The sequence below is a fragment of the Streptomyces sp. NPDC001508 genome (genome assembly GCF_040298665.1).
In the GTDB taxonomy this organism is placed as follows: Bacteria; Actinomycetota; Actinomycetes; order Streptomycetales; family Streptomycetaceae; genus Streptomyces.
Map to the genome: position 1 here is coordinate 27,675 of NZ_JBEPAP010000085.1, position 8,303 is coordinate 35,977.

The window sequence follows — 8,303 nt, forward strand, 5'->3', positions numbered from 1 at the left end:
TCAACGTCCCTCATCTGCAGTGGTCTTCTGATCTGCCCGTGCCCGTTGCGTCCCTTGCTGCCAGGCCGCCGCCACGCTCGGCCGGCCCGGCTCCGCCGGGGCCGCCGGCAGGGCACGCAGGGCAGGCGCGGCCTGCACAGCCGCCCCCTTCCGGCGCCGGGTGAGCCCGCCCGCGGTGGTGGCCGCCGCAGCGGCCGGCTCGGATCCGGCATCCTCAGATGCCGGTGCCGGTTGCTCGGCGGGTTGTTCCTTGACGGGGGTGGTGAGCAGCTCCGTGGGCAGCACGATCACGGCCCGCGTGCCGCGGAAGATGTTCGGCGCGGTCATCTCGACGTGGAAGCCGTAGCTCTCTGCCAGTAGGGCGGCCACGCGCAGGCCGGTCTGCGGGTAGGCACCGAGCTGGGTGATGTCGCGTCGCCGGCCGGACAGGACTTCACGCGCCCAGGCCAGACGTTCGGGATCCATCTGCAGGCCCGCGTCGTCCACGATCAGCGAGCAGGTGCTGTGGCCCTGCTGCACCGAGACATGCACCCGGGCCGACGGCGGCGAGTACTTCGCCGCGTTGTCCAGGAGCACGGCCAGGGTGTGCACCACCGCCTCCACGGCCCGGCTGTGCACGGCGACATGGTCGATCTCCGGGTGCTCGATGCGCTCGTATGCCTCGATCCGGCCCATCGCCATACGCACGACGTCCGTCAGCGTCGTCGCCGGCCAGCGCCGGGTGAGCTTGCCGCCCGCCAGCACCGCATACCCGGAGCCGGCCAGCAGCATCTGCTGCGCCAGGTGATCGATCTCCACCAGGGTCGCGTACGCCGCGTCCGACACATGCTGCCGCACCCCTGTACTGATCGTGTCGCCGAGCCTGGTGGCCCGCTCCACCACGGTGTGAGCGAAACCCCGCACCGCGGCCTCCGCCACCTCCACCGCCTCCTGCCGGGCCTGCGCAACCCGGCGCTCCCCCTCCGCACGCACCTGCGCCACCCGCGCCTCGGACGCCGCCCGGGCCTGCTCGGTCACCTGCCCCATCAGGGCGCCGCACTGCCCGGCCAACTCGGCAAGCCGGCCCGCCAGCGGTGTGCCCTCCAACTGCGGAGGAATGGCCAGGCCGGCCCCGTGCCCTCGGCCGGCCTGCGCCGCACCACTCAGCGCCGGGAGCACGGTCTGCGACAGATGACCGAGATAGACCTCGGCCGCAACGAACTGTTCACCCAGCCGTTTGGCCCCACTCCTGCAGCGCTCCGCCTGCCGCCGGCTCCGCTGCCACTGGGCCCGGTAGTGCAACGCCGTCCAGCCAGCGGCCACCGCGGCCAGCACGGCGATCGTCAGTATCACCTCAGTCATCAGCAGGCCCTCACGCACATCGCCGCGGCGGCAGCGCACGCAACTGCGGTTCCTGGCTCGGTCCGTGCACCGTTTCCAGGCTCGAATTCCGGGGCTGTGAGCGGGCTGATATCGACAGGCAGCATGAGCCATTTCTCCAAAGTCATTAGGGGCGGCCACCAGCGATCACGGCGCGCACCTGGTCCGGCCGTACGCCCAACCGGGCCGCGATGATCCTGGGCGGCTCGTGTCCGGACCGGCGGATGATCTCGGCCGCGAGACGGTCCGGGGTCCGGTGCGCGCGGAGCGCGTCGAGCACCGTGCTGAGGGGAATGCCAAGCTCGGCCGCAATGGCTTGCGTTCCCTGCCCCCGGTCGAACCGGCCGGCGATGTCCCGGTACTCCTTCTCCCAGGGCTTGGCCGGCATGTCGATGCGAACCGGTGCCACCTCGTTCGTGAATGTCCTCGGCCGGCCGCCGGGCGGCTGCATTTCTATGCCGTGCTCCCGCAGCCGGTATCTCACCGTGGTCTTGCTGACATGCAAAATACGGCCCGTCACCTCGGTCGAGAGCGTCGCGCGGTACACCGCCTCAAGCCTCGACGGATCGATATTCACGCGGCTGTAGCGGCGTCCCTTGACTCCCGCATCGGTCAGCCCCTTGACGACACGGTGATACGACTGCCCCGTGACCCTCACGACTTCATACGTGTTGAGCCCTGCCCCCTGCAGGGCTACCACGGCATCCGACAGCGAGGCGTAGGTGACCGGCTCCACCACTTTGAGCCGCCGTGGTCTCACGGGTCGCTGATTACCACCGGGCGGACGCAACCGCACCCCAGAGGCGCGCAGGCGGCTCCGGGTCGCTCCATAGGAAAGTCCGGAAAGTTCGGCCAGTTCACTCAGCGAAGTGCCGCTTTCGTAAAGTCGCACCATGTTCGACTCGGCCAGCTTCGGCTGCTTCTGCCGCCTGCTGGATTTGACAGCTTCTCTGACGAAATCTTCCGGCCGGCGGAGCTCTTTCGCTATCTGGCGAACCGACATGCCACGGCTGCGGAGAAAACGCGCAGTATCAGGTAAATCGAAGGTCCTCGTTGTCATTTCTTCACACAGCTTGAAGGGGTTCGTACGCTCGTGAGGAATGCGCCCCATCCGTAGGCACTGTCGGACATGTGCGGGACGTCATCAGCGGGACAAGGAGGCGGGGTTCCGGATTCCGCGGCTCGTGGGGGCGGTGATTGCGTGAGGCGGTGCAGCAGGAGCGCGCTCTCGACCAGCCCGATATGGCTGAACGCCTGCGGGAAGTTGCCGAGCTGCCGCCCGCCCGCGTACTCCTCGGCGAGCAGACCTAGGTCATTGCGCAGACCGAGGAGCCGGTCGAATAAGTCCCTGGCCTCCTCCAGCCGGCCGGTCAGAGCGAGGGCGTCGACCATCCAGAAGTTGCAGAGAAGAAAAGCCCCTTCGTCACCGGAAAGGCCATCGACGCCATCCTGTTCACCGACTGTCGCATACCGGCGGACGAAGCCCTCCGGAGTGGACAGCTCCCGGCGCACCGCCTCCACCGTCCCCACCACGCGCGGGTCGTCGGCCGGCAGGAACCCGACCCGGGGAATCAGCAGCACGGCCGCATCCAGCTCCGCCGAACCGTAGAACTGGGTGAAGGTGTTGCGCTGTGGGTCGAAACCGAGCGCGCAGACCTCGCGATGGATGGCCTCACGCAACTCGACCAGTGCGGCCGGGTCGACATCGAGGGCGCCGGCCTCGGCCAGGCGGATCGTCCGGTCGACGGCCACCCACGCCATCACCTTGGAGTGCACGAAATGCCGCCGCGGCCCGCGAACCTCCCAGATCCCCTCGTCCGGACACTGCCACCGCTGTGCCAGGTCCTCCACGAGCCGCTGGTGCAACACCACCGTGTCCTCGCAGCGGGCGACACCGCTGCGGTGCGTGAGGTAGAGGGTCTCGATCACCTCCCCGTACACGTCGAGCTGCACCTGCTCCGCAGCCGCGTTGCCCACCCGCACCGGTGCGGAACCCTCATACCCGGGCAGCCACCCAAGCACCCGCTCCTGCGGCAGGTCCCGCTCCCCACGGACCCCGTACATGATCTGCAGGTTCTCCGGATCACCCGCCACCGCCCGCAGAAGCCACCGCCGCCACGCCTGCGCCTCCTGCCGGTACCCCGTCCCCAGCAGAGCAGCCAGCGTGGTGGAGGCATCACGCAACCAGGTGTAGCGGTAGTCCCAGTTCCGTGTGCCGCCGATCTCCTCGGGCAACGACGTGGTCGGCGCCGCCACGATCCCGCCGCTCGGCATATACGTCAGCGCCTTCAGCGTGATCAGCGACCGGACGACCGCCTCACGGTCCGGCCCGTCATAGGTGCACTGCCGCACCCACTCCCGCCAGAAACCGAGCGTCGCAGCCAAAGCAACGTCCGGGTCCGGGACATCGGGAGGAGCGGCATGGGACATAGTCCAGCTGAGAACGAACGCGACACTTTCGCCCGCGGCCACCGTGAACGCGCTGACAATGCTGCCGTCCTTCTCCCACTGCTCGGTCGAGGTGTCCAGCCACAAGGCATCCGCGCCGGCCTCGGCGACCATCCGCCCCTGCTCCCCGTGGATCCACGGACTGACGCGTCCGTACCCCGGCCGCGGGCGCAGCACGGAGACCATCGGCACCTCGCCCGCCACGCCCTCCACGATGCGGATCAGCCGCGGGACCCCGGCGCGCGGGGGCATGAAGTCGGTCACCCGCACGGTGCCGGCAGGCGTGCTCCACTCCGACTCCAGGACCAGCGAGTCGCGGCAGTAACGCCTCTCGGCCGTAGCGGGAGCAACCACGGCAGCCGTGTCCGGGCCCATCTGCCATGTGCCGTGTTCGTCTGTGCCGAGCAGGGCGGCGAAGACGGCAGGCGAGTCGAACTGGGGCAGGCACAGCCAGTCGATCGAGCCGTCTTTGCCGACGTGGGCGCTGGTCTGCATGTCGCCGATCAGGCCGTAGTGCTCGATGCTGGGGACAGGTGCCATCTCGTTCTTCGGGGATTGCGCGGGACTGGGACGAAGCGTGGCGGGGATGTCGTGGAGTGTGCCGCTCATGTTGCGCTGGCCTCCGTGGTCAGCCCCACGGCGAGGATGCGCGCGATACGCTCGGCGCAGTCCTCTTCGCGTCCGCGCTCCCCGATCTCGTAGCCGAACGAGGTGACGTAGTGGGCGTCGACCGCGCTAATTTGTTCCGACAGGCGGCTATTGAGGGGATTTGAAACGCTGAGTTGTCGTTCCGGCTCGTTGACGGCAGCCGTGAGGCCACGTGCCGCCAGCCGGGCGCACAGGTGTCTGAGGTCGTCGTTGTCCACGAGATGACGATCCCAATCAGGGCACCAGCCTTGGGATATGACAACCTATGACACGGAGATGATCTTGATTCGCACTGTGACCATCACAGGCACACGCAGCACAAACCACCGGGTACTCGCCGAATACGCGAACCTCTTCGCCACCTACCTCGGTCCCTTCAGCCCGGACGCCCACTTCTACATCGGTGGAGCCAAGGGCATTGATTCCCTCGCCCTCTTGTGGCTCGCGGGAAACACCACAGCCGACCTCACCGTCGTCGTCCCCGGCACCGTCGAGCAGCAACCAGCTGAAGCCCGCCAAGCCATCGTCCGAGTCCGCGACCGCATCAGGGAGATCATCGAACTCAGGGCTCCAGAGCTGAGGTCACCCGCCTACCACGCCCGGAACCGTTGGATGGTCGACCACAGCAGCATGACCATCGGCTTCCCCAAGAGCGACGCCCTTCCCACCTCTGGGACCTGGCAGACACTGAACTACACGCGTCATCAGGGGAAACCACACCTCATCGTCCCCGTGTAGACGCCGGGTGGTGCACCATAGCCACATGGAGGACAAGGCAGCCGCAGCCGCAACGTTTCGCAGACTGCGAAAGAGGCGGGGGTTATCCCTCGCCGGCCTCGCCCGCGCCCTCACCGCCACAGCAGAGGAACTCCACCACCCTCCGCTCCCGGCCGTCGCCAGCGTCCAGCGTTCTGTGGCACGCTGGGAGTCCGGCACTCCCACGCTGCCCGACGAGCGGTACCAGCTACTGCTGGCCCACTTCTACGCCCGAACGCCCGGCGGTGACACCTCCCTCGGCCCCGGTACGGATTTCGCCGAGTACCTCCATGCACTGGCTCTCCTCGGCGAGAGCGAGCGCCGCATCTCAGAGATCAGGACCCTCGTTCTGCGCTCGGCCACCGACGCCGGCGGCGGACTGCTCGCCCTCCTCGCCCCCGCAGTCCGCGCCAGCCTCGCCTCCGCGCTCGACGACCCGACGCGAGCCGATGAACAGACGGTCGCCGCGCTGGCCTCGGTCGTCACAGACGTCAACGCACAGGTCGGATCGCTGCCCATGGTCCGACTTCAACTCCTTCTCTCACCCGCCGTCGAAGCCGCACGCCGACTCCTCGCCGGGAACCTGCCTCCGCCGCTCACACCGCAGTTACGCGAGGTAGCCGTCGCCGCCATGATGCTCGCCGGCCGCCTTGCCTTCGAGACCCGCGACGACGCCGCCTCGTGCGCCCTCTACGCCGACGCCACCCAAGAGGCAGGCCAACTAGCACAGCCCTGGAAGCAGGCCGGCGTCCACATGAGCCACGCCCTCGTCACCCTCTACTCCACACAAGGACTCGAAGAGGCCCGGAGGCTTGTCGACCAGGCCGTCCGAACGGCACGCATCGGGGAGAGCAAGGCCGTGCGTGCTCGCGCACACGCGTTACAGGCCGAACTCGCCGCACGTGAGGGGCACGAACGACAGGCACAAGCCGCGCTCGGCCTTGCCTGGTACGACATGGAAGCTGACAAGACAGGCGATCCGTCGCCGTCGTCGTTCTCGGCCGGGCATCTGCGGGGTTTCGAGGGTGTTTGCGAGCTGTACGTGGGAGACGCGGGTGCGGCTCACGATCGGTTCGCCAAGTCGGCCGCCGATCTGAAAGCACCGCGGGAAAAGGTCCAGCGGGCAATCGTCACGACGGACCAGGCGCTGGCCCGGATCCGACTTGGCGACCCGCGGTCTGCCGCTGATCTGCTACACGAGTGCGTTGCGGCAGCGTCGAGCACAGGGGGCCGGGTACCCGCTCTGCGGCTGAGGCAGGCGCGTAAAGAGCTACGGCCGTGGCGACAGGAGGACTGGGTGGCCGACTTGGACGACCACCTGATGGACGTACTCGGGACATGACGAAGCAGGCCCTGGCTCTGTTCAGGAGTTCCGGCAAAGACGAACTCGGCTGGGCCGACTTCCACGTCCGCTCCGACCGCGCCATCCGCCGCCACCAGAGCCTGGTCAACTGCGCCTCTCCATTCTGCTGGGACCAATGGTTCGCCCCACCCGGGCCCCTGGACGCCACCGCGCCGGACTCCTGCCCCGACGACGGGCCAGAGAGGGGCCCAGTCATGCCCCACCAGCCCCAACGGCCTTGCTGGCCCAGGGCCTTACGGGCCATCCGCTCCTGGCTCACCCCCGCCGTCACCCTTACCCGATGGTGGCGAGCCTGGACGGACACCGACCCACCCTCCGAACTCCAGGCCCTGATCGACGTGGTCACCAACGGAAACGGCATTGACCTCTATCTCCGGGTTTAACGAACTACCGGTACCTGCCGTCGGCTCGGCCATCGTTGTGAGTACGATCCCCCACAGTCGCTGGGAACCGTGTCCTGTTGAACCAGCGCGGTAGTGGGCGGAGAACACTGAGGTCATCAAGCAGAGCACCGCGGAGCGCCTCGGACTATAGACCGGGAACGCCGGTTAGCCAAACCGGCGTTTGTGAGGACCATTGTCGGGACGTCGCATCCGGCTGTGCTTGGCGGTGGAGCCGGGCGATGCATGTCAGTCCGCAGTGAGGCGGGTTGCGGATCTGCGTGGCTGACTCTCGTACCTGCTACGTGGAACTACCCGTTTGTCGACGTAGTTGGCCCATTCTCTTGGCGGCTTATCAGCCCCGACTATGAGGCTCAACCATGCCACGATCCGCGATCCCTCCTGTCTGCCTTGCGACCCCGTGCCACTCGCTGATCTGCGCTTCGTTCCGTTTCTCTTGTGGAGGTTTGTCATGGAAGCGGCAGTCACACGGGGCGCGGACCAGGTGACAGTGGCGTCCCCGAGCTACGAGCTATTGCGGGTGTCCCGTGCCCCCTAAATCCCTAGAGAAAGGCACTGATGGCTCGTCCCCCTGTGCTCAAGCTGGCTGAGGTTCTGGCTGAGATCCGAATGAGCCCGTCGGCCTTCTACCGCTTGCGTGCACGCGGCCTGGCACCACGAATGATCAAGCTACCCAATGGCGAACTGCGCTGTCGACGCGCCGACTTGGACGCGTGGTGGGAGGCGTGTGAAAGGAATACGGCCGAGTGGTCATGAGCTACAAGGTCCGGTTCTGGGAAATCCGCGAAAGACCCGATCGGCGCAAGGGCTTTGAGGTCCGCTGGACCGTAAACGGCCGTGAAAAGTCTGAGTCCTTTGCCACCAAGGGACTGGCGGAGAGCCGCCGCGCGAAGCTAATGACCGCCGCGCGTGACGGTGAGCCCTTCGACCCGTACACGGGCCTTCCTGCCTCCGAAATTCGGGCGTTGAAGCAACGGGCCACTTGGTACACACTGGCCCGCGAGTACATCGAACAACGCTGGGACCGGACGCCAGGGAACACGCGCCGCACATTGGCAGATGCCTTGGCCACCATCACGCCAGCCTTTGTCGAACCAGGAGCTGTCTACCCGTCGCCTCGCTTGCTGCGGCGAGCGCTGTACTCGTGGTCCTTCAACAAGAAAGCCTGGGAGGTGGATCCACCGGAAGACTGGCAGGCCGCACTGGACTGGCTGGAGCGTCACTCGCTGCCAGTGAGGTTTTCTCGACGGAGATCATTTCCAGATTCCGTTGAGGACGAGTGCGGCGCGGGCTATGTCGCCGATCCGGCTGGGGCTGAGCGAGACGTG

7 protein-coding genes and 2 pseudogenes are annotated in these 8,303 nt (G+C 67.2%); 5 read left to right on the forward strand and 4 right to left on the reverse strand.

The annotated features are described in order from the left end of the window. The 4 genes from ABT245_RS41730 to ABT245_RS41745 all read right to left on the reverse strand — a co-directional run bounded on the left by ABT245_RS41730 (position 1) and on the right by ABT245_RS41745 (position 4,673). A complete protein-coding gene (locus ABT245_RS41730) occupies positions 1 to 1,341 on the reverse strand; it encodes an ATP-binding protein (RefSeq protein ID WP_351745113.1) in 1,341 nt (446 codons plus the stop codon). 145 nt (positions 1,342 to 1,486) lie between these two features. Beyond that, a complete protein-coding gene (locus tag ABT245_RS41735; RefSeq protein WP_351745135.1) occupies positions 1,487 to 2,470 on the reverse strand; it encodes a helix-turn-helix domain-containing protein in 984 nt (327 codons plus the stop codon). Next, entirely contained in the window at positions 2,416 to 4,347 is a 1,932-nt protein-coding gene (locus ABT245_RS41740; protein ID WP_351745133.1) for a glycoside hydrolase family 15 protein, read from the reverse strand. The genes ABT245_RS41735 and ABT245_RS41740 overlap by 55 nt, the downstream gene beginning before the upstream one ends. A 65-nt stretch (positions 4,348 to 4,412) precedes the next feature. Next, positions 4,413 to 4,673, reverse strand: a complete 261-nt coding sequence (locus ABT245_RS41745; protein WP_351745116.1) for a hypothetical protein — start codon at positions 4,671 to 4,673, stop codon at positions 4,413 to 4,415. 37 nt (positions 4,674 to 4,710) lie between these two features. Between ABT245_RS41745 and ABT245_RS41750 the strand changes: the two genes are divergently transcribed. The 5 genes and pseudogenes from ABT245_RS41750 to ABT245_RS41770 all read left to right on the forward strand — a co-directional run. Beyond that, entirely contained in the window at positions 4,711 to 5,193 is a 483-nt protein-coding gene (locus ABT245_RS41750; RefSeq protein ID WP_351745118.1) for a hypothetical protein, read from the forward strand. Between the two features lie 25 nt (positions 5,194 to 5,218). Further along, on the forward strand, positions 5,219 to 6,553 hold the full coding sequence (locus tag ABT245_RS41755) for an NsdA family TPR-like regulatory protein (protein WP_351745120.1): 1,335 nt from the start codon (positions 5,219 to 5,221) through the stop codon (positions 6,551 to 6,553). 35 nt (positions 6,554 to 6,588) lie between these two features. Next, positions 6,589 to 6,938: pseudogene (locus tag ABT245_RS41760) on the forward strand (IS701 family transposase); the annotation flags it as partial. A gap of 595 nt (positions 6,939 to 7,533) precedes the next feature. After that, positions 7,534 to 7,731: a helix-turn-helix transcriptional regulator gene (locus tag ABT245_RS41765; protein WP_351745125.1), complete on the forward strand. Its 198-nt coding sequence runs from the start codon at positions 7,534 to 7,536 to the stop codon at positions 7,729 to 7,731. After that, positions 7,728 to 8,303: pseudogene (locus ABT245_RS41770) on the forward strand (hypothetical protein); the annotation flags it as partial. The gene ABT245_RS41765 and the pseudogene ABT245_RS41770, both read left to right, overlap by 4 nt.